At 57.5% G+C, this 22,500-nt stretch carries 20 protein-coding genes and 1 pseudogene; 15 read left to right on the top strand and 6 right to left on the bottom strand.

What is annotated here, in order from left to right; translation table 11 throughout:
• Positions 1–135: 135 nt before the first annotated feature.
• Entirely contained in the window at positions 136–1,215 is a 1,080-nt protein-coding gene (locus AXE65_RS05255) for a sensor histidine kinase (RefSeq protein WP_068389085.1), read from the top strand.
• Positions 1,212–1,868, top strand: a complete 657-nt coding sequence (locus tag AXE65_RS05250) for a response regulator transcription factor (RefSeq protein WP_068389084.1) — start codon at positions 1,212–1,214, stop codon at positions 1,866–1,868. The genes AXE65_RS05255 and AXE65_RS05250 overlap by 4 nt, the downstream gene beginning before the upstream one ends.
• On the opposite strand, the gene AXE65_RS05245 is transcribed toward AXE65_RS05250, so the two are convergent.
• Complete coding sequence (locus AXE65_RS05245; protein WP_068389083.1) at positions 1,839–2,132, bottom strand: DDE transposase family protein; 294 nt, start codon at positions 2,130–2,132, stop codon at positions 1,839–1,841. The two genes, AXE65_RS05250 and AXE65_RS05245, sit on opposite strands and share 30 nt — an antisense overlap.
• A gap of 169 nt (positions 2,133–2,301) precedes the next feature.
• On the opposite strand from AXE65_RS05245, the gene rlmE reads away from it, so the two are divergent.
• From rlmE to glmM, 4 genes are all read left to right on the top strand, one after another.
• Positions 2,302–2,919 carry a 23S rRNA (uridine(2552)-2'-O)-methyltransferase RlmE gene (gene rlmE / locus AXE65_RS05240; protein ID WP_068389081.1) on the top strand — a complete coding sequence of 206 codons (618 nt, stop codon included), beginning with the start codon at positions 2,302–2,304 and terminating at the stop codon, positions 2,917–2,919.
• Positions 2,920–3,034: 115 nt separating this feature from the next.
• Positions 3,035–4,945: an ATP-dependent zinc metalloprotease FtsH gene (gene ftsH, locus AXE65_RS05235; protein WP_068389079.1), complete on the top strand. Its 1,911-nt coding sequence runs from the start codon at positions 3,035–3,037 to the stop codon at positions 4,943–4,945.
• 3 nt (positions 4,946–4,948) lie between these two features.
• The gene (folP, locus tag AXE65_RS05230) at positions 4,949–5,800 is read left to right on the top strand and encodes a dihydropteroate synthase (protein WP_068389074.1); all 852 of its coding nucleotides are present in this window, start codon (positions 4,949–4,951) and stop codon (positions 5,798–5,800) included.
• Positions 5,801–5,833: 33 nt separating this feature from the next.
• A complete protein-coding gene (glmM, locus tag AXE65_RS05225; RefSeq protein WP_068389072.1) occupies positions 5,834–7,162 on the top strand; it encodes a phosphoglucosamine mutase in 1,329 nt (442 codons plus the stop codon).
• A gap of 92 nt (positions 7,163–7,254) precedes the next feature.
• Here glmM and AXE65_RS05220 read toward each other — a convergent pair whose 3' ends face one another.
• The 4 genes from AXE65_RS05220 to AXE65_RS05205 all read right to left on the bottom strand — a co-directional run bounded on the left by AXE65_RS05220 (position 7,255) and on the right by AXE65_RS05205 (position 10,491).
• Positions 7,255–7,680, bottom strand: a complete 426-nt coding sequence (locus AXE65_RS05220; protein ID WP_068389067.1) for a c-type cytochrome — start codon at positions 7,678–7,680, stop codon at positions 7,255–7,257.
• A gap of 99 nt (positions 7,681–7,779) precedes the next feature.
• Positions 7,780–8,853, bottom strand: a complete 1,074-nt coding sequence (gene alr, locus AXE65_RS05215) for an alanine racemase (protein ID WP_068389065.1) — start codon at positions 8,851–8,853, stop codon at positions 7,780–7,782.
• Positions 8,853–9,212, bottom strand: coding sequence for a RidA family protein (locus AXE65_RS05210; RefSeq protein ID WP_068389063.1), 360 nt, complete (start codon positions 9,210–9,212; stop codon positions 8,853–8,855). Before AXE65_RS05210 ends, alr begins: the two co-directional genes overlap by 1 nt.
• Complete coding sequence (locus tag AXE65_RS05205; protein ID WP_068389059.1) at positions 9,184–10,491, bottom strand: D-amino acid dehydrogenase; 1,308 nt, start codon at positions 10,489–10,491, stop codon at positions 9,184–9,186. Before AXE65_RS05205 ends, AXE65_RS05210 begins: the two co-directional genes overlap by 29 nt.
• 128 nt (positions 10,492–10,619) lie before the next feature.
• Between AXE65_RS05205 and AXE65_RS05200 the strand changes: the two genes are divergently transcribed.
• Positions 10,620–11,108, top strand: a complete 489-nt coding sequence (locus tag AXE65_RS05200) for an Lrp/AsnC ligand binding domain-containing protein (protein WP_068389092.1) — start codon at positions 10,620–10,622, stop codon at positions 11,106–11,108.
• A 5-nt stretch (positions 11,109–11,113) separates the two neighbouring features.
• Entirely contained in the window at positions 11,114–12,406 is a 1,293-nt protein-coding gene (locus AXE65_RS05195) for an NAD(P)/FAD-dependent oxidoreductase (protein WP_068389057.1), read from the top strand.
• A 75-nt stretch (positions 12,407–12,481) separates the two neighbouring features.
• Here the strand turns inward: AXE65_RS05195 and AXE65_RS05190 are convergent, their stop codons facing one another.
• Positions 12,482–12,961 (bottom strand): Lrp/AsnC family transcriptional regulator, encoded by a 480-nt coding sequence (locus AXE65_RS05190; protein WP_068389054.1) that lies wholly within the window; start codon positions 12,959–12,961, stop codon positions 12,482–12,484.
• A gap of 203 nt (positions 12,962–13,164) precedes the next feature.
• Between AXE65_RS05190 and kynU the strand changes: the two genes are divergently transcribed.
• From kynU to AXE65_RS05150, 7 genes and pseudogenes are all read left to right on the top strand, one after another.
• A complete protein-coding gene (kynU, locus tag AXE65_RS05180; RefSeq protein WP_068389048.1) occupies positions 13,165–14,415 on the top strand; it encodes a kynureninase in 1,251 nt (416 codons plus the stop codon).
• A 52-nt stretch (positions 14,416–14,467) separates the two neighbouring features.
• A complete protein-coding gene (locus tag AXE65_RS05175; RefSeq protein ID WP_068389044.1) occupies positions 14,468–15,865 on the top strand; it encodes an amino acid permease in 1,398 nt (465 codons plus the stop codon).
• A gap of 100 nt (positions 15,866–15,965) precedes the next feature.
• Entirely contained in the window at positions 15,966–17,075 is a 1,110-nt protein-coding gene (gene hisC / locus AXE65_RS05170; RefSeq protein WP_068389041.1) for a histidinol-phosphate transaminase, read from the top strand.
• Positions 17,068–19,269: pseudogene (locus tag AXE65_RS05165) on the top strand (bifunctional prephenate dehydrogenase/3-phosphoshikimate 1-carboxyvinyltransferase). Before hisC ends, AXE65_RS05165 begins: the two are co-directional and overlap by 8 nt.
• Positions 19,266–19,946 (top strand): (d)CMP kinase, encoded by a 681-nt coding sequence (cmk, locus tag AXE65_RS05160; protein WP_068389038.1) that lies wholly within the window; start codon positions 19,266–19,268, stop codon positions 19,944–19,946. Before AXE65_RS05165 ends, cmk begins: the two are co-directional and overlap by 4 nt.
• A gap of 124 nt (positions 19,947–20,070) precedes the next feature.
• Positions 20,071–21,750: a 30S ribosomal protein S1 gene (rpsA, locus tag AXE65_RS05155; RefSeq protein WP_068389036.1), complete on the top strand. Its 1,680-nt coding sequence runs from the start codon at positions 20,071–20,073 to the stop codon at positions 21,748–21,750.
• 195 nt (positions 21,751–21,945) lie between these two features.
• Positions 21,946–22,233: an integration host factor subunit beta gene (locus AXE65_RS05150; RefSeq protein ID WP_068389034.1), complete on the top strand. Its 288-nt coding sequence runs from the start codon at positions 21,946–21,948 to the stop codon at positions 22,231–22,233.
• Positions 22,234–22,500: the final 267 nt, after the last annotated feature.

Raw genomic sequence — 22,500 nt, 5'->3', positions numbered from 1 at the left:
CAATGTATAGATTTTTTCTAACTCAATAACAGGCAGATACAGTAGATTATCGATAGCATGCTGTAATGCAGCGCGCGAAAAGCCCTGGAGGGCGCGCGCCAAGCATTCTGGAACGCCCGCGACGATATCTAAAGCATGACCACGAACCAAAGTACAAACATCCGCGCACAATCGACCTGGAACTGGGTGCTGACGGCGAGCGTGATGGCGGGGATTTTTCTTGTCGATACCATCACCAGCCTGGAAATTGCCATTGCGGTGTTTTACGCCATCGTCATCCTGACCGCCGCGCGCACCCTGGCGCGCCCGACGCTTATTGCCCTCGCCGTCTGCTGCTGCTGCTTGACTTTGCTGAGTTTTTTTCTGAGTACGAGCGGCGATTGGCGCTCCGGTCTCGTGAATCTACTGATCAGCATCAGCGCCATCAGCATGAGCGCTTGGCTGGTACTACGCCTTGACGCGGCGCGCAGCGCCGCGCACGCCGCCCAAACGCAACTGACCCGCCTCGCGCGCGCCCACAGTCTGTCGGGGTTGAGCGCAGCACTGGCACACGAAGTCAACCAGCCGCTCGCCGCCATCGTCACCAGCGGCGACGCCTGTCAACGTTGGTTAACGCGCGAACCGCCTGACCTAGGTCGCGCCCGCGACGCGCTCGCGCGCATCCGCAGCGACGCCGAACGCGCAAGCCAGATCATCGCACGCATGCGCAGCCTTGCCCGAGGGGAGGCCCCGCGCCCGCGCGCCTTCGACCTGTCCTACGCCGTGAACGAAGTGATTGCGCTCTTGGGCAGCGCCCTGGCGCGCCACCGCATTCGCACGGACATCCAATTCGCGCCCGGGCTGCCCGATGCCTACGCCGACCGCATCCAGGTGCAACAAGTCGCCATCAACCTTCTCACCAACGCCATCGACGCCATGACCTCGACCCCGACACGACATCTACGCGTGGTCTGCACCGATCATGACGATCAGCTCGTCGTCGCAGTCAGCGATACCGGCTCTGGCATCCCGCCCGACATGCTGGCACACCTCTTCACCCCCTTTTACACCACCAAGGCCGGATCGGAACAGCCCGAATCCGCAGGCATGGGCGTAGGTTTGAGCATCAGCCGCACCTTGATCGAGGCCAACGGCGGCCAACTCTGGGCGCAGTCCGCGCCCGCGGGCGGCGCAAGCTTTCAGTTCAGCGTCCCCATCGCACGCAGCAAGCCATGAAGACCCCAGCCTTTGATCCCGGCGCAGGTGTCGCCTATGTCATTGACGACGATCACTCGGTACGCGCGGCACTCGCCGACCTGCTCGCCTCCGTAGACGTGCATGCTCACACTTTTGCCTCGACGCGAGAATTTTTGGCGCACCCGCGCGCAGATGCACCCGGCTGCCTGGTGTTGGACGTGCGCATGCCGAGCCAAAGCGGTCTGGAATTTCAACGGCAAATGCAAGATTTGGAACTGGACTTGCCCGTCATTTTCATCACCGGCCACGGCGACGTCGCCATGTGCGCACAAGCCATGAAAGCGGGAGCCATCGAATTTCTGGAAAAACCCTTTCGTGACCAGGACTTGCTCGATGCCATCTTGCATGGCATCGAACGCGACCGCGCGAGCCGCGCAAGCCGCGCCGAAATCCGCGTGCTGCAAGCCCGCTGGATGACGCTCACCGCAGGCGAACGCGCCGTCGTGCACCTGGTCGTGCAAGGTCTGATGAACAAACAAATCGCCGGACAATTGGGGGTGAGCGAGATCACCGTCAAAGTGCGCCGCGGCCACGCCATGCGCAAATTGCAAGTGCGCTCGCTCGCACAACTGGTGCAATTGACGCAAAAACTGCCGCTAGAATCAGGGCAATCGGGTGAACGCTCCAGCTAGCCGGCCAGTCGTGACGTTTCTGCAGCCAAGCGACATCAAACGGCGCAGCCATTCGCGCTTTTTTATCCCGAACAGCGCAATACGAAGGTCTCGGCTCCGGCCAACGTCGCCAGTAAACACGGGCAGCAGCACTTCATTCAGGGGGTAAATGACCTTGCCCGGCTGGCGCGGATCGACCAAAGCATCAAAGTGGGTCAGGAGCGCAGCCGATTCAATGCGCGCCTGAGCGTTCAAAGCAACGCTGGCATGGGTGGGATCGGACATGAAGCCTCTCGGTCAAGAAAAGTCCGAAGAATGCACCCAATCAGAAATCAACGTTCAAGCAAGCCGCAAGCCCATTCACCCGATTGCCCTGGTTTAGCAGCGGCTTTTTGCGAGATAGTGGCTTAAGTCCTGTAAACTGCGCTTTTTGCGCTTATCTTCGAGGTTTCGCTTGGCTCGCTCCAAATCTAGTTCGCGCTGGCTTAAAGAACATTTTGATGACCCTTGGGTCAAAAAGGCGCAGCAGGACGGTTTTCGTTCGCGGGCGAGTTATAAGCTGCTGGAAATTCAAGAAAAAGACCGTATTTTGCGGCCCGGTCTTTGTGTGCTCGATTTAGGTGCCGCGCCCGGCGGCTGGTCGCAAGTCACAAGCCGCGTGATTGGCAGCAGTGGGCTGCTGATTGCATCAGATATTTTGCCGATGGCGAGTTTGCCTGATGTGCAGTTTATCCAAGGCGACTTTACCGAAGAAACCGTTTTTAATCAGTTGCTTGAACTATTGGATGGTCGCGCGGTAGACCTTGTCCTGTCCGATATGGCACCGAATTTAAGCGGGGTTCGCGCTGCCGATCAGCCGCGCGCCATGTATCTGTGTGAATTGGCGCTGGATTTTGCTACTAAGGTATTGCGTCCGGGTGGCGATATGTTGCTTAAGGTCTTTCAAGGTGAAGGCTTTGATGAGTTTTTACAGCAGGTTCGTGGCGAATTTAGCAGGGTGCTGATGCGCAAACCCTTGCCGTCGCGCTCGCGTTCGCGCGAACAATACTTGCTGGCTCGTGGTAAAAGGTAACAAGTAGCTCCCGCCGTTAATCGCATGGATATAGTAGACTTTCGTATCAGTTTGCCCAAAAGCGCTTTGGTTACGCGCTCTTGAGCCGTTCTAAGAGGGTAACGCATTGGATAATATGGCAAAAAACCTGGTTCTCTGGCTGATAATTGCCGCCGTATTGGTCACCGTGATGAATAACTTTTCCACGCCTGAACAAGCGCAGAACATGAGTTATTCGCAGTTTATCGAGCAGGTTAAAAATGGTGATGTGCGCCAGGTCAGCATTGAAGGTTTGACCATCAGCGGCATTGGCACGGACGGCAAAGCCTTCACCACCATCCGCCCGATGATTGATGACCCCGGACTGATTGGCGATTTAATCAATAATCGCGTGCTGGTCGAAGGCAAGTTGCCGGAGCGGCAGAGTTTCTGGGTGCAGCTTGCCCTCTCGGTGTTTCCAGTGCTGATTATCATTGCCGTATTTATGTACTTTATGCGCGGCATGAATGGCGGTATGGGCGGCCTTGGCGGCAAGGGTGGCCCGCTTAGCTTTGGCCGCTCGCGTGCGCGGTTGCTATCGGAAGACCAGGTTAAAACCACGCTGGCCGATGTCGCCGGTTGTGATGAAGCCAAAGAAGATGTGGGCGAACTGGTCGAGTTTTTGCGTGACCCAGGCAAATTCCAGCGCCTTGGCGGGCGCATTCCGCGTGGCGTGCTGATGGTAGGCCCGCCGGGAACCGGTAAAACCTTGCTCGCCAAAGCCATTGCCGGTGAAGCCAAGGTGCCGTTTTTCACCATTTCCGGTTCGGACTTTGTCGAGATGTTTGTCGGCGTGGGTGCCTCGCGTGTGCGCGATATGTTCGAGCAGGCGAAAAAACATGCGCCTTGCATCATCTTTATCGACGAAATTGACGCGGTAGGTCGTCATCGTGGTGCGGGTGTTTCTGGCGGCAATGATGAACGCGAACAAACGCTGAACCAGTTGCTGGTCGAGATGGACGGCTTTGAAGCCAACGACGGTATTATCGTGATTGCCGCGACCAACCGCCCCGACGTGCTGGATACTGCGCTGCTGCGTCCGGGGCGTTTTGACCGCCAAGTCGTGGTTGACCTGCCGGAAGTGCGTGGGCGTGAGCAAATCCTCAAAATCCACATGAAAAAAGTACCGCTGGGCGAGGATGTGCAAGCCTCGGTGATTGCCCGCGGTACGCCTGGGTTTTCCGGCGCGGATTTGGCCAATCTGGTCAACGAGGCCGCGCTGTTTGCCGCGCGTAACAACAAGCGTTTGGTCGAGATGAAAGAACTCGAGCAGGCACGCGACAAAATCCTGATGGGCGCGGAACGCAAATCGGCGATTATGTCCGAAAAAGAAAAACTCAACACCGCCTATCATGAAGCCGGTCACGCCATTGTCGGCAAACTGATGCCAGAGACCGATCCGGTTTACAAAGTCACCATTATTCCGCGTGGCCGCGCCTTGGGCGTGACCCAGTTCCTGCCGGAAGGCGACCGTCACAGTCGCTCGCGTCGGCAGCTTATCGGCCATATCTGCATCGCCTTTGGCGGGCGTATTGCCGAGGAAATGACCTTGGGTAAAGAAGGCGTTACCACCGGCGCATCGGGCGATATTGTCAGCGCCACCAAAACGGCGCGAAATATGGTGACGCAGTGGGGCTTGTCAGAAAAACTCGGGCCGCTTTTGTACGGCAATGAGGACGATGGCCAAGGCTTCCAGCGTCCCAACTTTTCGGCAGCGACCGCCAAACTGATTGACGAAGAAGTGCGTCGCATCGTCGATGACTGCTACGCCACCGCCGAACGCCTGCTGCACGAAAACCGCGATAAACTCGAAGCAATGGCGCAGGCGCTGATGAAATACGAGACCATCGATGCCGACCAAGTGGACGACATCATGGCCGGACGACCCGTGCGCGAGCCGCGTGATTGGACGGATGGCAGCAACAATATGCCGCCGCCTGCCGCAAGCGGCGAGGGTAGTGGCAATATGCCGCAAAAACCGATTGCCGGTCCTGCTGCCGGTCTATAAACCTTGGCAGCATCCGCACTAAACCAGCGCCTGCTTTGTGGCAAGCGCTGGTTGGATTTATCCCGCCCGCAAGTGATGGGCATTGTTAATGTCACGCCGGATTCTTTTTCCGACGGCGGGCGTTTTAATCGCCTCGATGATGCACTGCGCCAAGCCGAAGCGATGACGGCAGCCGGTGCGGCGCTGATTGACGTAGGCGGCGAATCCACCCGTCCGGGCGCCGTGCCGGTGACGGAGCAGCAAGAGTTAGAGCGGGTCTTGCCGGTGATAGAGGCTATCAGAGCGCACTTGGATGTGCTGATTTCAGTCGATACCAGCACGCCCGCGGTGATGCGTGAAGCCGCTCGTTTGGGCGCGTCCTTGATTAACGATGTCCGCGCCTTGCGCCGCGAAGGCGCGTTGCAGGCGGCGGCGGACAGTGGCCTTGGCGTTTGCCTGATGCACATGCAAGGCGAGCCGGGCACCATGCAAAACCATCCGCATTACGATGATTTATTGGGCGAAATCAAAGCCTTTCTGAAAGAGCGCGTCACCGCCTGTACTGCCGCCGGTATCGCCCGCGAGCGCTTGGCTATTGATCCGGGTATTGGCTTTGCGAAAACCTTGGCACACAACCTCAGCTTGTTTAAGCACCTGAAAATGCTGCACGGGCTGGGACTGCCGCTACTGGTCGGTGCTTCGCGCAAAAGCCTGATTGGGCAAACCCTGGGGCGCGAGGTAGACGGCAGGCTGTACGGTAGCCTCGCGCTGGCGGCGCTTGCGGTGATCAAAGGCGCGGCCATTGTGCGCGTGCACGATGTGGCGGAAACCGTCGATGTGCTGCGCATGCTCGAAGCGGTGCAAAATGCAGACTAGTTAAAAAACAGCAATAATCAACAAGGTTAAACCATGAGCAGAAAATACTTTGGCACCGATGGCATTCGCGGGCCGGTCGGGCAGTTTCCGATTACCCCGGAATTTGTCCTCAAGCTGGGTTGGGCGACCGGCATGGCCTTTCGCGGCGAGCAGGGTTGCCGGGTGCTGATTGGCAAGGACACGCGCATTTCCGGCTATATGTTTGAATCTGCTCTGGAAGCAGGGCTTGCCGCCGCCGGTGCGGACGTGCAGTTTTTAGGTCCCATGCCTACGCCCGCGATTGCCTATTTAACGCGCACTTTTGCCGCACAGGCGGGCATTGTGATTAGCGCCTCGCACAATCCGTTTACCGATAACGGTATCAAGTTTTTCGGCAGCGACGGCGGCAAGCTGTCCGATGACATCGAGCAGCGCATTGAAGCACTGCTCGATGTGCCGATGACGGTGGTCGATTCGTCTGAACTCGGCAAAGCTTCGCGTATTGTCGATGCCGCCGGGCGCTATATCGAGTTCTGCAAAAGTAGCGTGCCGTCCGGTACGCGCTTTTCTGGCCTGAAACTCTTGCTCGACTGTGCCAACGGCGCCGCGTACAAGGTCGCCCCTAGCGTATTTCGGGAACTGGGTGCACAGGTTTCGCTGATGGCTGCCGAACCCGATGGGCTTAATATCAACAAAGACTGCGGCTCTACCTCTACTTCCGCGCTGCAACAGGCGGTGATCGCGCAAAAAGCCGACATCGGCATTGCCTTTGACGGCGATGCCGACCGCGTGCTGATGGTTGACCGCACGGGCGAGAAGGTCGATGGCGACGAGCTGCTGTTTATTATCGCCAGCGATTTACAGGCACGCGGCAAGCTGCAAGGCGGCGTAGTCGGCACACAGATGAGCAATTTAGGACTGGAACGGGCGCTGCAACGGCTGAACATCCCCTTTGCCCGCGCTCAAGTCGGCGACCGCTATGTGACGGCAGAATTGAAATCGCGCGGCTGGCAATTGGGTGGGGAAAATTCCGGCCATATCCTGTGTCTTGCACACAGCACGGCAGGTGACGCCATTATCGCCGCCTTGCAAGTGCTGCGAGCGCTGCAAAACAGTGGGCAGACACTGGATCAAGCCAAACGCGGCCTGAGCAAATGCCCGCAAGCGCTGCGCAATGTGCGTTGCGCCCATCCTGCCATCTCGCCAGAACTACAAGCCGCTTGCGAAAAAATCGAGCAGCAAATGCAAGGCACAGGCCGCGTGCTGCTGCGAAAATCCGGCACTGAGCCTTTGATACGGGTGATGGTCGAGGGGGAAAACACCGTGCAAATAGGCCAGTACGCCGATGAATTGGCCGAGCGGGTGAGGAAGCTTTGTAACTGATTTACCCTCTCCCCCAGCCACCTTCCACAAGCGGGCGAGGGGAGCAAATCGGTGCACCCTCTCCCATTTATGGGAGAGGGTAAAAAGGGAACTTACAGCCCCGACATATGCTGGATGGCGCCTTTGAGGTCGTCATCCGAGCAGTCCATGCAAGTGCCTTTGGGCGGCATGCCGCCTACACCGGAAATCGCTTTGGCGAGCAGGCCGTCAAGCCCGCCTTGTTCATCGGCGCGTTTTTGCCAAGCGGCGGTATCGCCGACTTTGGGCGCATCGAGCAGGCCGATATTGTGGCAAGTGCCGCAGTAGGTGCCGACGATGGATTCTGGCGTTTTTGCCGCGCCGCCGCCCGCTGCGGCCGCGGCCACTTCGATACCTTTGCATTCTTGTCCGGCAATGCACACTTCGCCTACCGGCTTGATGCGGGCGGCAATATCGTCATTGGTTACGGCCTGTGCGCTTGCGATATAGAGCGCCGAAGCGGCAAGCAGGGCGCTCAGTAGTTTATGGGTTGGCTTCACGGTGACACCTTTTATGGGCGGCTGTGCTGGTTTGTTATCCGCAGTATCAGGTCTTGCGGGCGGGCAAGTATAGCTTGCCCGCTTGGCTAAGCGGTATCGTCAGTTTGTCGCATAAACCCGCACCGCCCGTTTAAGGTTGCAAAAAAGCTGGTAAGGGATGGTTTGCGCGTATTGTGCCACTTCGCTGGCGGGTACCTGTTTACCCCAAAGCTCTACACGGCTGCCAAGCCCCGCTTGCGGTAAGTCGGTTAAATCGACGGTGAGCATATCCATCGAGACGCGGCCAATCAGACGGCTTGGCTTGCCGTCGATGGCGACCGGCGTGCCGTTGGGGGCGTGCCTTGGGTAGCCGTCGGCATAACCCAGCGCGACCACGCCCACGCGCGTGAGTTTGATGCTGACAAAGCGCCCGCCGTAGCCAACCGGCTCGCCAATGGGCAGTTCACGGACGCTGATGATTTTTGATTCGAGCGTCATCACCGGCTGCAACCGCGCGGCTTGTGATTGCGCCTGCGCAAAGGGTGTTGCGCCGTAGAGCATGATGCCGGGGCGCACCCAGTCGCTTTTAAAGGAAGGCCAGGCAAGCGTGGCGGGCGAGTTATGCAGGCTGACCTCGCCGCTAAGCCCTTCGGTTGCTTGCGCAAAGGTCTCGAATTGTTCGCGGCTACGTGCGCAGTCCGGTTCATCGGCGCGGGCAAAGTGGCTCATTTTAGTCAGCTTTGCCGCTTTGCCACTTTGGATAAGTTGCTGCCAGGCGTGGTGGTAGTCGGTGGGGCAAAGCCCTACGCGGTGCATGCCCGAATCGAGTTTCAGCCAAAGGTTAAGCGGTTGTTTTAGTGGCGTCTTTAGAACGGCTTCAAGCTGCCAATTGGCGTGTAGCACGCACCAAAAATCATGCTGCTGGATAAGCGCGAGTTCACTGGCCTCAAAAAAGCCTTCAAGCAGCAAAATGGGCGCGCTGATACCGGCTTCGCGCAGCTCCAGCGCTTCTTCAATACAGGCCACGGCAAAGCCGTCCGCTTTATCCTGCAAGGCTTTGGCGCACTGCACGGCGCCATGTCCGTAAGCATCGGCTTTAATCACGGCGAGCGCTTTTGCGCCGGAAATCTCGCGGGCAAGCTGGTAGTTGTGGCGCAGCGCGGCAAGGTCAATTAAGGCACGGGCAGGGCGCATCAGTTTTTTACCGCGGCGATGATGGACAGTTCCACCCGTACTTTCGGGCTGTACATCGGTGCCTCAACACAGGCGCGTGCGGGCGCTGTGCCGGGAACAAGCCAAGCGTCCCAAAGTGCATTGAACGCGGCGTAATCAGCGGCCATATCTTTTAGATAGACAGTGGCCGATAAAATCCGCGATTTATCGCTGCCTGCCTCTATCAGCAGGCGTTCGATGCTTTCAAGCGTTTCGTGGGTTTGTCCTGCAATATCGGCATCTAAGTTATCGGCCAGTTGTCCGGCAAGATAAACCGTGCCGTTATGGATAACGATTTCGCTGTAGCGGGTTTCAGTGTGCAGGCGCTGGATGTTGCTCATTGACCGGTTGTCCTTGGAATGGGTGAGAGCCGTAACGGAAGATGGAAAGTCCATCGGTACTGATTTTGGGCGTGCGTTTGGCGATCAAGTCGGCCAGATAGCGACCAGAGCCTGCTGCCATCGTCCAGCCCAATGTGCCGTGGCCGGTATTAAGGAACAGATTGCTAAACGGCGTTTCGCCGACAATCGGCGTGCCGTCTGGCGTTGCCGGACGAAGGCCGGTCCAGAACTCGCCCTTGGCCGGGTCGCCGCCCTCTGGATAAAGGTCGCGGGTAATCATTTCCAGCGTGGCGCGGCGCTTTAAGTTAAGCGAGAGGTCAAATCCGGCGATTTCCGCCATGCCGCCGACGCGGATGCGCTCATCGAAACGGGTAATGGCGACCTTGTAGGTCTCGTCCAAAATGGTTGAAGTCGGCGCCATTTCAGCATTGCTAATGGGTACGGTGAGCGAATAGCCCTTAAGCGGGTAGATCGGCAGTTTCAAGCCAAGCGGAGCGAGCAGGGCGGGGCTGTAGCTGCCGAGGGCGACCAGATAACAGTCGGCACGTTCGAGTTTGCCGCCAATCCATACGCCGTCGATACGTCCCTGGCTTGCCTCGATATGGTCGATGGACTGATTAAAGCGAAACTCCACGCCCTCTTTGGCCGCCATTTCGGCGAGTTTGCGCGTGAACATCTGGCAGTCACCAGTCTGGTCATTGGGCAGGCGCAGTGCGCCGACCAGCTTGTGCGCGACCTTGGCGAGCGCCGGTTCCACACGGGCGATAGCGTCCCGGTCAAGCAATTCGTAAGGCACGCCGGAACGCTCAAGCACGGAGGTATCTTTGCCCGCCGCGTCCAGTTGCGCCTGGGTGCGAAACAGTTGCGTGGTACCGAGCTTGCGTCCTTCAAAGGCAATGCCGGTTTCGGCTTGCAGTTCATCCATACAGTCGCGGCTATATTCGGCCAGACGCACCATGCGCTCTTTGTTTTGCGCATAGCGGGCGGCGGTGCAGTTGCGCAGCATGCGGTACATCCACAGATATTGATGGATGCTGGCGGTGGGCCGGATGGCAAGCGGTGCATGTTTTTGCAGCAGCCATTTGATGGCTTTAAGCGGCACACCGGGCGCGGCCCAAGGCGAGGCGTAGCCGGGGGAAATCTGCCCGGCATTGGCAAAGCTGGTTTCCATCGCCACCGCTTCGGCGCGGTCAATCACTGTGACTTCAAAACCGGCTTTCGCCAAATACCAAGCGCTGGCTGTGCCAATCACGCCAGCGCCTAGAACCATAACGCGCATTTTTTTATCTCCTTAAATGCAGCACGCGAATATGCGCCAGTATAAAGAGACAAAGCCAGTGATTTTTGCTATTGTTAACCACCTATTTGGTGACAATTCTCGAACAACAGCCTGCCCACCGAACAAACATGCGAACCCAACACCAACGCCGCCGCGAGCTGGATAAAATCGACCGCAGCATCTTGCGCCTGTTGCAGGAAAACGCCCGCCTGTCCTTTACCGAGCTCGGCGAGCGCGTGGGGCTTTCCACCACGCCCTGTACCGAACGGGTCAAACGCATGGAGCGCGAAGGGGTGATTTTGGGTTACAGCGCCCGCCTTAACCCGCAGCACCTGCAAAGCCGCCTGCTGGTCTTTGTGGAAATTAACTTGGACCACAAATCCGGCGATATTTTTGAAGAGTTCCGCCGCGCTGTGCTCAAATTGCCGGATGTGCAGGAATGTCACTTGGTCTCTGGCGACTTTGACTATCTGATTAAAGCCCGCATCAACGAGATGACCAGCTACCGCAAACTGTTGGGCGACATCCTGCTGAAACTGCCGCACGTGCGCGAATCCAAATCCTATATCGTGATGGAAGAAGTCAAGGAAACCTTGTCGTTGCCCATCCCTGAGTGAGTTTTATGAATAACGCCATCCACGCTCCGTCCTGGTACGCCGCCAGCCAAAACCTTTTCCTTGATTTTCCTGCACTTGAAGGCGAACAACGCGCCGATATCGGCATTATCGGCGGCGGCTTTACTGGCCTTAACACGGCTATTGAACTGGCCGAACGCGGGTTTTCCGTCTGTCTGTTGGAGGCGCACAAAATCGGCTGGGGCGCCAGCGGGCGCAACGGCGGGCAGCTTATCCGTGGGGTAGGGCATAACCTCGACCAGTTCCATAAGCGCTTGGGCGAAGAGGGCGTAAAAACGCTTAAAACACTGGGCTTGCAGGCGGTGGATATTGTTAGCGAGCGTATCGAGCGTTTTTCCATCGACTGCGATTTAGCCTGGGGTTACGCCGACCTTGCCAATACCCCGCGCGGCTTTGCTGAGTTGCTTCACGAACGTGATGAACTGGAGGCGCTGGGCTATCGGCATCCATTACACATCGTCGAAGCTAAGGATATGGCGCAAGTGGTCGATTGCAATCACTACGCAGGCGCACTGATTGACGCGGGCAGCGGGCATCTGCATCCGCTTAATCTTGCCTTGGGTGAAGCGGCGGCGGCCGCTTCGCTGGGCGTCAGGCTGCATGAACAGTCGCCTGTGGAAAAAATCGACTACGGCAACACACTGTGCGTACACACAAAAACCGGCCAACTGCGCTGCACGTATCTGGTGCTCGCCTGCAACGCCTATTTGGGCGAGCTTGAGCCACAACTGGCGGGCAAAGTGCTACCGGCCGGCAGTTATGTGATTGCAACAGAACCTTTGAACGAGGAGTTGGCTAAGCGGCTAATCCCCAATAACCGCGCCCTCTGCGACCAACGGGTTGCGCTGGATTATTTTCGCTTTTCGCGCGATAACCGGCTGCTATTTGGTGGCGCTTGCCATTATTCAGGGCGTGACCCCAAAGACATCGCCGCCTATATGCGCCCGAAAATGCTCAAGGTTTTCCCTGAACTTGAAGCGGTCAATATCGACTTTGCCTGGGGCGGCATGATCGGCATCGGTGCCAACCGCCTGCCACAAATTGGCAAGCTGCGCGGCCAGCCCAATCTCTGGTACGCCCAAGCCTATGCCGGACATGGCCTTAATGCCACGCACCTCGCCGCCCGCCTGCTGGGAGAAGCCATCAGCGGGCAGCAAAGCCAAGGTTTTGACCTGTTCGCTCAAGTTCCGCATATGACCTTCCCCGGCGGCAGACACTTACGCTCGCCTTTATTGGCGCTGGGGATGCTTTGGCATCAGTTGAAGGAGCGCTGGGGGTAACGGGGGCTCGCCGACGATTTCAATTAACGCTCTATTTCGATGTATTTCGGCGATAGCGGCACCCAAAATCACCCATCACCCATCACCCCGCCCGGTCAGCGGCAGCATGCCGCTGCGATCCTTGATCTTGCGCATGACGATGTTTGAGCACAGGTCGCGCACGCCGGGGATCTTCACCAGTTTCTGTTCGATAAACTGCGAAAAAGACGTCATGTTGCGCGTGCGTACGGTCAGGATGTAGTTGGAGGTGCCGGTAACGATGCTGGCCTGGGTAATTTCGTCGTGCGGGGCAATGCCTGCGATGAACTGTTCGTGCCAGTTGGGGCGCATCTGATCCAGCGAGACGTGGACAATGGCTTCAAGATCAAAACCCAATTTTTCCGCATCCAGTACGGCGCGATAGCCGCGTATGACACCGGACTCTTCCAGTGAGCGAACCCTCCGCAAACAGGCCGAGGGCGAGAGGGCGACGCGCTCGGCCAACTCCTGATTAGTCAGTTGGCTGTTTTCCTGTAGACAGTAAAGAATGCGCTGGTCGATGGCGTCTAGGTTCATGGCAAGAGCAATGTGAAAATTGGGGCAGGGCAGCAGGATGATACAGTATATTTTTCGGCCAGCAATGTATCGCAACGCTTAAAATGCGCTTGCCTTGCAATTAAATTGCGCATGCCAGGGTAAATGCCGCCAAATTTTGCAATTTTTATCCATTCGGCGCGGGTATCATTTGCCTTGATACTCAACCCAAGAAGGAAACCCGCATGAACAACCGCGAAGACTGCGTTGCTGCCGATCGCCAGGATCCGCTGGCGCATTTCAAGGATCGCTTTGACCTGCCTGCGGGCGTGTTGTACATGGACGGCAATTCGCTGGGCGTGTTGCCGCGTACCGCTGCCGGGCGGGCGGCGCAGGTCATCAGCCAAGAATGGGGCAACGGTTTGATACGCAGTTGGAACAGCGCCGGCTGGTTTGACCTGCCCGCGCGGCTGGGCGACAAGCTGGGCGGGTTGCTGGGTGCCAAGGCCGGTGAACTGGTGGTCACGGACACCACCTCGCTGAACATTTTTAAAGCGCTGGCGGCGGCCTTGAAGATTCAACAAGATCGCCACCCGACACGCCGCATCATCCTGTCCGAGCGCGACAACTTCCCCACTGATTTGTACATGGTGCAGGGGCTGATCGACCTGCTGCAACAGGGCTACGAAATGCGCCTGGCGGACGACGATTTACCGCTGGAGCAAGCGCTGGATGAGACGGTGGCCGTGGTGCTGCTCTCGCACGTCAACTATCGCAGCGGAGCCATGCACGACATGGCCGCTGTCACCAACCAAGCGCACGCTTGCGGCGCATTGACCCTCTGGGATCTGGCGCATTCAGCCGGTGCCGTGCCGGTGGATTTGTCCGCAGCAGGTGCGGATTTTGCCGTGGGCTGCACCTATAAATATTTGAACGGCGGCCCCGGCTCGCCCGCTTTTATCTGGGTGGCACCGCAACACGTCAAGGATTTTCAACAGCCGCTGTCCGGTTGGTGGGGGCATCAACGCCCGTTCGACATGGCCACCCGCTACGAACCGGCGCAAGGCATCCGCCGCTACATGTGCGGTTCGCAGCCTATGGTGTCGCTGGCGCTGGTCGAATGCGGACTGGATATCGCGCTGGAAGCGGGTACCAGCGCCGTGCGACAAAAATCGCTGGCGCTGGGTGATTTGTTCATTCGTCTGGTCGAACAGCGCTGCGGCGGGCATCCGCTGGAACTGGCTACCCCGTGCGAGCACTCAAGGCGCGGCAGCCACGTCAGCTTTCTGCACCCCGAGGGCTACGCCGTGATGCAGGCACTGATTGCCCGCGGCGTGATTGGCGACTACCGCGAACCGCAAATCCTGCGCTTTGGTCTGACGCCGCTGTACTTTGGCTACGCCGATCTGTGGGACGCGGTGGAAATCCTCAAAGAGGTGCTCGATAGTAAAGCCTGGGACAAGCCAGAATTTAAACAGCGCAACGCAGTGACCTGAGCGAGCCAAAGCGCAATGTTTCAATCAATCCAATAATAATCAGGAGCAACCCATGAGTACCAATACAGCATTTGGCCAGATTGCCGACCGTGAGAAAGGCTTGAACCGGCGCTTGACCGCCGGACAAATGAGCATGATTGCCATTGGCGGTGCCATTGGCACGGGGCTGTTCCTGGGCAGCAAGTTTGCCATCGGCTTTGCCGGCCCTTCGGTCATTTTGAGCTACGCCATAGGCGGGGTGATTGCGCTGCTGCTGATGGGTTGTCTGGCGGAAATGACGGTGGCGCACTCCACCTCCGGCTCGTTCGGTGCCTACGCCGAGCATTACATCAGCCCGCTGGCCGGGTTTCTGGTGCGCTACAGCTATTGGTCGTGCATCGTGCTGGTGGTGGGCGCGGATGTGACCGCGGTCGGCGAATACATGGGCTTTTGGTTCCCAGACGTGCCCGGCTGGCTATGGATGGTGCTGTTTTCCGGTGCGCTGATTTTCGTCAACGCCATGAGCGTCAAAACCTTTGGCACGGTGGAATATTGGTTTTCCACCATCAAGGTCAGTGCCATCATCGCCTTTATCGTGCTGGGCGCGTACGTGGTGTGGGGCAACCCGCAGTACGGTGCACAGCACTACACCGCGCACGGCGGCTTTATGCCCAACGGTGCCTGGGGCATGTGGGTTGCGGTCATCATCTCCATCTTCAGTTATCTGTCGATCGAAATGATTGCGGTGGCGGCAGGCGAGGCCGAAAACCCGGAAGCGGCGGTGAAAAAGGCCTTTCGCGCCACCATGGCGCGTCTGGTCATCTTCTACCTGCTCACACTCTCGTTGATTGTGGCCATCGTGCCGTGGAACCAGCCCAGTGAAGGCAGTCCGTTTGTGGCGGTCATGCAGGCGGTCAACATCCCCTTTGCTGCAGGCGTCATCAACTTTGTCGTGCTGGTCGCCGCACTGTCGGCCATGAACAGCATGCTTTACATCACTACACGCATGATGTTTAGCCTGTCCTGCGCCGGGCATGCGCCCAAAGCACTGGGTAAACTCTCGTCGCGCGGCACGCCGCTGGGTGCGCTGGCACTGTCCAGCAGCGGCGTGGCCGTTGCCGTCGTGCTCAAGGTGCTCTACCCGGCCAACTCGTTCACGCTGATGATGGCGATTTCCATGTTCGGTGCCATGTTCACCTGGATGATGATTTTCGTCACCCACTGGTTTTTCCGCCGTGCCTGGGAGGCCGCAGGCAACGCCCGGCTTTCGTTCCGCATGGCAGGTTTTCCCTTTCTCACCCTGCTGGGCGCGCTAGCCATGCTGGCGATCATGATGACCACCTGGTTTACCGACGTTTTTAAAATGACGCTGATATTCGGTATTCCCTTTTTAGGGCTGCTGGTGCTGTGGTACGCGCTGGTTTTTCGCGGCAAAACGGCTGACGCGCAAGCGGAATCAAACAGTCTTTAAACCCTGTGAAATCATCATGCCTTAAGTTGAACCCTTAGTTGGGCGTAGCGGCAAAGTGTGGGAAGATGCCCGCTTTTGGCAGTGGCTTAAGGAGGGCGGCATGAGTGGGGATTTTCTGCGGCTGGCCGTGGCGGGGGTGCAGAAACTCGCGCCTTATCAGCCAGGCACGCCGGTCTCTGAGTTGGCGCGGGAATTGGGGCTGCATGAGTCGTCCATCGTCAAGCTCGCCAGCAATGAAAACCCGCTTGGCCCGTCAGCTAAAGTGGCGCAGGCGATTAGCGCCGCAGCCGCGGAGCTTTCGCGTTATCCCGATGGCTCAGGTTTTGCCTTAAAGCAGGTGCTTGCTGCGCGTTATCAGGTTTCGCCTTTGCAAATCACGCTGGGCAACGGTTCCAATGATTTGCTGGAACTCGTCGCGCGTGCCTTTCTTGCCCCTAGCCTTAATGCGGTATTTTCCGAGTACGCCTTTGCCGTTTATCCGCTTTCGACACAAGCGGTAGGCGCAGAAGGCCGAATGGTTGCGGCAAGAGACTACGGGCATGATTTGCCCGCAATGCTCGCCGCGATTGACGCGCAAACCCGCGTGCTGTTTATCGCCAATCCGAATAACCCGACCGGCACTTGGTTTAACCGTGCGGCGCTTGAGGATTTTTTAAACCAAGTGCCGCCGTCTGTTTTGGTGGTGCTGGATGAAGCCTATATCGAGTACGCCGATCACGAACTGGCGGACGGTTTGGAACGGCTGGCGCACCATCCCAACCTGCTGGTGCTGCGTACTTTTTCCAAAGCCTTTGGCCTCGCCGGGCTGCGCATTGGCTACGGGATTTCTTCGGTGGATATTGCAGACGTGCTTAATCGGGTACGCGCGCCTTTTAATGTCAATACGCTGGCGCAAGTCGCCGCAATCGCAGCGCTTGACGATAGCGCCCATTTGCAGCGCAGCATTGAAACCAACGCGCAAGGCATGAGGCAGTTAAAGGCCGGGCTGAATCAGCTGGGGCTCACAACGCTACCGTCCAAAGCCAACTTTATTACCATCGATTTTGCCCGCGAAGCCGCTCCTATTGACCGCGCCTTATTACAACGCGGGGTGATTGTCCGCTCGCTCGCAGCCTACGGCATGCCGCACTTTTTGCGTGTTTCCATCGGCACGCCCGCCGAAAACGCGCGTTTCTTGGAGGCGCTTGGCGAGGTGCTGGCGCATGCTTGAGCGCTTGGTTGTCGTGGGTTTGGGGCTGATTGGCGGCTCGATTGCCAAGGGCCTGCGCAAGGCTGGGCTATTTGGCCAAATTATTGGCGTAGAGCAAAGCTTTGAGCACCGCGCGGCTGCCTTGCAGCAAGGGCTGGTTGACCGCTGCTGCGCCAGTCTTAAAGCCGCCTTGCAAGAGCGCGCGGATGTGATTGTGCTGGCTGTGCCGCTGTCGGCCATGCCTGCGTTGCTTAAGGAATTAGCGGCGCTTGAGCTAAAAGACTGCGTGATCACCGATGTCGGCAGCGCCAAGCGCCCGGTGCTGGATGCGGTGCAAGCGGCTTTTGGTGAAATTCCACCCCACTTTGTGGCCGGGCACCCGATTGCCGGTTCAGAAAAAAGCGGGCCGATGGCCGCTGATGCTGGACTGTTCCAAGGCCGTTCGGTGATTTTAACGACCACTGCAGAAACCGATGCCTTGGCTCTGGAACGCATTCAATGGTTATGGCAGGCGCTCGGTGCCGAGGTGCAGCCAATGACGGCGCAGCAGCACGATGAAGTGTTGGCGGCGACCAGCCATCTGCCGCATATGCTGGCTTTTGTGTTGACCGATGAACTCGCGCGGCGCAACTTGCTCAGCAGCCGCATTGCCGCCGGAGGTCTGCGCGATGTCACGCGCATTGCCGCGAGTGACGCGCTGATGTGGCACGATATTGCGCTTGCCAACCGCAGCTGTCTGCTGGCCGAACTGCAAGGTTTTCGCGTGGCGCTGGATAATTTAACCACGGCGCTTGAGCAGCGAGACGGTCAGCATCTGTTTGACCTGTTCAGCCGCGCCAAAGCCGCGCGCGAACCACTTTTTCCTACCCAGTAAGTCTTGAGTAACTTTTAAATGCTTGATAACGAACTGATTTTCCTGAGTGAGCCGGGCGGCGCTGTGCGCGGAAAGCTGCGCGTGCCGGGCGATAAATCCATCTCCCACCGCGCCATCATGCTGGGTTCAATTGCCGAAGGCGCGAGCGAGATTAACGGCTTTCTTGAAGGTGAAGACGCACTTGCCACCTTGCAGGCGTTTCGCGCAATGGGCGTGCAGATTGAAGGCCCGGACAATGGCCGGGTAAACATTCAGGGCGTAGGGCTAGGCGGGCTAAAAGCGCCTCACGCGCCGCTGTACTTGGGCAATTCCGGCACCTCTATGCGGCTACTCGCGGGACTGCTTGCCGCGCAGCCGTTTAACCTGACCTTAAGCGGTGATGCATCGCTCTCCAAGCGCCCGATGAACCGCGTGGTTGAGCCGCTTAGGCAGATGGGTGCGGTGATTGAAAGCGCAGCCAATGGCCGTCCGCCGCTGCATATAAAAGGTGGGCAAAAGCTGCGTGGGTTGGATTATCGGCTACCCATGGCGAGCGCCCAGGTCAAATCCTGCCTGCTGCTCGCCGGTCTGTACGCCGAAGGCACCACTTGCGTCACTGAACCTGCGCCGACGCGCGACCATAGCGAACGCATGCTGCGTGGCTTGGGCTGGCCGCTTGAGGTGCAAGGGCGACAAATCAGGCTGCAAGGCGGTCACCGCCTGCGCGGCAGCGCTATCGATATTGCGGCCGATATTTCTTCCGCCGCTTTTTTTATGGTCGCCGCCAGCATTGCAGATGGCTCGGATGTATTGCTCGAACAAGTCGGCATTAACCCGACGCGCGACGGGGTTATTCGCATCCTTCGGCTGATGGGCGCGGATATTACACTGGAAAATCCGCGTGAACTCTGTGGCGAGCCGGTCGCCGATATTCGTGTACGCAGCGCCAAGCTGCACGGCATTGATATTCCAGAAGAGCTAGTGCCGCTGGCGATTGATGAGTTTCCGGTACTGTTTATCGCCGCCGCCTGCGCCAGTGGGTGCACCGTTTTGCGCGGCGCGGCGGAGCTTAGGGTCAAAGAATCTGACCGCATCCAAGTGATGGCCGACGGCCTTAAAACCTTGGGCGTTAGTGCAACGCCTACCGAAGACGGCATGCATATCGAAGGTGGAACCATTGGCGGCGGGGAAGTTTGGGCGCACGGCGACCACCGTATTGCCATGTCCTTTGCGGTAGCCGCGCTTAGAGCCAGTCGGCCCATTCGTATTCACGACTGCGCCAATGTGGCGACCTCCTTCCCGGGCTTTGTGGATTTAGCGCAGCAGGCCGGTATGCGCATTGAAGTCGAGGGCAACCTATGACTGCGCCGGTGATCTGCATCGACGGCCCGGGCGGTTCGGGCAAAGGCACCATTGCCGGACGGCTGGCCGAGCGTTTGCGCTGGCATTTGCTCGATTCCGGCGCACTCTATCGCCTGCTGGCACTGGCCGCGCAAAAGCAAGGGGTGGACCTTGCCGATGAAGCGGCGTTGGCCGAACTCGCTGGGCGTTTAAATGTGCGCTTTATCCCCGCAAGCAAAGAGCAAAGCGCCGACATCTTGTTAGATGGCGAAAGCGCCAGCCACTCCATTCGTACCGAACAGATGGGTAGTGCCGCTTCCATCGTCGCCGCCTTGCCCGCAGTACGCGCCGCACTGCTGCAAAGACAGCGCGATTTTCGGCAAAGTCCGGGGCTTATCGCCGATGGTCGTGATATGGGTACAGTGGTATTCCCCGATGCGCCGCTTAAAATCTTTTTAACCGCCAGCGCCGAAGAGCGCGCCCGCCGCCGCTATCTACAGTTGAAGCAAGCCGGTGTTACTGCTACTCTTGACGGTCTTCTGGATGAAATCAAGCAGCGCGACAAACGCGACAGCGAACGCGCTGTAGCGCCGTTAAAACCCGCTGTCGATGCCATTCAGTTGGACTCCACCGCCCTGACTATTGATCAGGTGCTGGAGCAAATCCTAAGACAGCTTACCACGCGCAAGCTGGCTTAAACCTAACGGCAGTGCAAAGCAAACCAGCCAAGCCGCGCACCGCTTTTTTAAAAAACAACCCCACATCGGCTGGAATGTGGCGCAAACAAGGCGGTTCGCCGCCCTTGACCTATCAGGAAACAACATGAGCGAAAGCTTTGCAGAACTTTTTGAAGAAAGCCTTAAACCCATCAATATGCGCCAAGGCTCCATTATCAGCGGCACCGTGGTGGATATTGATGGTGACTGGGTCACGGTTGACAGTGGCTTAAAGTCCGAGGGCGTTATCCCGCTGAGCGAGTTCTACAACGAACAAGGCGAGCTCGGCATCAAGATCGGCGACGAAGTCCATGTAGCGTTGGATGCGGTCGAAGACGGCTTTGGTGCAACCAAACTGTCACGCGAGAAAGCCAAACGCGCCGAGTCCTGGATTGTGCTGGAAGCCGCGCACAACGGCGAAGAAGTGGTCAAGGGCATTATCAACGGCAAAGTCAAAGGCGGTTTCTCGGTCGATTTGGCCGGTATCCGCGCGTTCTTGCCCGGTTCTTTGGTGGATGTGCGTCCGGTACGCGACACCCTCCATCTGGAAGGCAAAGAACTCGAATTTAAAATCATCAAGCTCGATCAAAAACGCAACAACGTAGTGCTGTCGCGCCGCAGTGTATTGGAAGCGGAAAACAGCGCTGAACGCGAAGCGCTACTCGAATCCCTGCAAGAAGGCCAGCAGCTCAAAGGCGTGGTGAAAAACCTGACCGAATACGGTGCATTCGTCGATTTGGGTGGTGTCGATGGCCTGCTGCACATCACCGATATGGCGTGGAAGCGCGTCAAGCATCCGTCCGAAGTGGTCAATGTCGGCGACGAGCTGGAAGTTAAAGTCCTTAAATACGATCGCGAACGCAACCGCGTATCCTTGGGTCTCAAGCAGCTTGGCGAAGACCCTTGGGTTGCCCTCAAAGCGCGTTACCCGGAAGGCACTCGGATGATGGCGCGTATCACCAATCTGACCGACTACGGCTGCTTTGCCGAACTCGAAGAGGGCGTGGAAGGCTTGGTGCACGTGTCCGAAATGGACTGGACCAACAAAAACATCCACCCGTCGAAAGTTGTCCAGTTGGGCGATGAAGTCGAGGTAATGGTGCTCGACATCGACGAAGAACGCCGCCGCATCTCCCTTGGCATCAAGCAGTGCAAAGTCAACCCGTGGGAAGACTTCGCCACCCGCCACAACAAGGGCGACCGCATCAGCGGCAGCATCAAGTCAATTACCGACTTCGGCGTGTTTATCGGTTTGGAAGGCGGTATCGACGGACTGGTTCACCTGTCCGATATTTCCTGGAACGAGCCGGGCGAAGAAGCCGTACGCCGCATGAAAAAAGGCGACGTGCTGGATACCGTGATTTTGGCGGTAGACCCCGAGCGCGAGCGCATTTCGCTGTCGGTCAAACAACTGGCGGGTGACCCGTTCACCGCCTACCTGACCGGACACGACAAAGGCTCCATCGTTCGCGGCACGGTCAAAGAAGTCGATGCCAAAGGCGCGATTATCAGCCTTGCCGAAGACGTTGAAGCCGTACTCAAAGCCTCGGAAATCAGCCGAGACAAGGTCGAAGATGCGCGTAATGCACTTAATGTCGGTGACGAGGTGGAAGCCAAAATCATCAATATCGACCGCAAATCGCGCGTGATTAACCTGTCGGTGAAATCCAAAGATGTCGCCGAAGAAAAAGACGCCATCAAGCAACTGCGCCAGCAGGAGCCTGAAGTCAAAGGGCCTACCACCATCGGTGATTTGATTCGTGCACAGATGGAAAGCCAAAGCTAAGAGGGTTTAGCGCAGGCTAAAGACAAAGGCGACCTTCGGGTCGCCTTTGTTGTTTTTGGCTTACTCTCTCCCACTCCGTGTGAGAGGGCTTTTTGTTTACCCGTCTTGTTTCTTTTCGCGCTCTGGTGTAAAAGGCCAAAATGCTCGCGGGTTAGGCAGCTATTTGAAATATAAAGGAAAATAGGAAGACTAAAGATGACCAAATCGGAGTTGATAAAGCAGCTTTCTAGCTGCGGAGAACTAAAAGACTTAAACGGCCATGAGATTGAGCAAGCCGTGCATGCACTGCTAGAGCAGATGTCGCAAACCTTGGCAAAGGGTCAGCGTATTGAAGTGCGTGGCTTTGGCAGTTTTTCGCTGCACTATCGCAAGCCACGAGTGGGGCGTAATCCCAAAACCGGCGAAGCGGTGCAACTGCCCGCCAAATACAGCCCGCACTTTAAACCCGGCAAAGAACTGCGCGAGCGGGTGAATGGGCAATAGCTGCTTCTATGTACTGCCTCTTTCGTAATACAGCGACGGCAAGCAATAAAACCCGCTACTGCGACTTTGACCAAATCAGTCATTATCCGCGAAAGGATTTATTGCGCGACTTTCGTAATAAATGCTGGATTAGTATTCGTAGCGACGAGATGATAAATACGGTTTTGACTATATTCAAAAGGGTCTTAGGAAGCAAACGCGATCAAAGCGGCTGTTCACGCAGTAATTTTAGCAAGGCCAGATAGATGTTTTCATGTCGATGATTGA

The organism is Ventosimonas gracilis (assembly GCF_001580025.1).
Taxonomy (GTDB): domain Bacteria; phylum Pseudomonadota; class Gammaproteobacteria; order Pseudomonadales; family Pseudomonadaceae; genus Ventosimonas; species Ventosimonas gracilis.
Note: the sequence above shows the minus strand (reverse complement) of the source record. Positions and strands in the feature narration are given on the sequence as shown.